Below are 969 nucleotides of genomic sequence, written 5' to 3'. Positions count from 1 at the left end.
GATGGTTATGTCGCTACCACTAACATTGGTTCTTCGTAGTTTTCAGTGCCTTCATGAATCAGCCAGTGCAACAGGCTTGTATGTGGCTTCGGTGCTCAGCAGCACCTGAATGATGCGTGCATTCTTGTTGGCCAGCGCAACGCAGGCTCGGTTATAGCCTCGACGCGCAATCAATTCCTGCAGCCAGCGGCTGCGGGCGTCGAGTTTACCGGACACGCGTATCAGAACAGATCTGGCTCCGTGAATTAACAGCGTCCGTAGATACTTGTCTCCTCTTTTACTGATGCCGTAGAGTTGCGATTTCCCACCGGACGAGTGCTGCCTCGGCACCAAGCCAAGCCACGCCGCAAGATGACGGCCATTCCTGAAGCCGTCAGCTCGACCGACAGCGGCGACGATGGCCGTCGCTGTAATTGGGCCGATTCCTGGCACGGCGGCGATCTTCTGGCACAGAGCCGAGCGATTCATGAACGAGCGAATCCAGCCTTCCGCTACAGTTATTTCCTCTTCCAGCGCACGTAGGTGCTGAACAAGCGTCATGATCAGGGACTGGCAGAAGCTGGTGAGCTCCCCCTCACTCTGTAAGAGAATCTCGGGTATCGCTCGTCTGAAGGCTGCTGGAGACTGGGCTATCGCGATGCCGCGCTCGCCCAGAAGACCTCTTGCCTGATTGATAATCGCGGTTCGCTGCTGGACCAGAAGTTCGCGCACGCGATGCGCTGCCTGCATGTCCTGTTGTTCAACCGACTTCACGGCAACAAAGTTCATGGACGGCCGGGATGCGGCCTCGACGATAGCTTCAGCGTCGTTGCGATCATTCTTGTTCGTTTTAACGAAGGGCGAAACGTAGTGGGGGCTGATGAGGCGCACCTCGATACCTGCCTCCTGGAAACGCCGCGCCCAGTGGTGGGCAGAGCCACAAGCTTCCATCGCGATCATCTGAGGACGCAAGGCCCGCACGGTTTCAAT

General features: G+C 57.2%; 1 protein-coding gene. It reads right to left on the bottom strand.

What is annotated here, in order from left to right:
- Positions 1-51 precede the first annotated feature (51 nt).
- On the bottom strand, positions 52-969 hold a 918-nt coding region (locus F6X40_RS41545; protein ID WP_187631898.1), incomplete at its 5' end, for an IS110 family transposase.

Source organism: Paraburkholderia sp. UCT31 (assembly GCF_014397655.1).
Taxonomy (GTDB): Bacteria; Pseudomonadota; Gammaproteobacteria; order Burkholderiales; family Burkholderiaceae; genus Paraburkholderia; species Paraburkholderia tuberum.
This window is presented reverse-complemented; position numbering and strand designations above follow the sequence as displayed.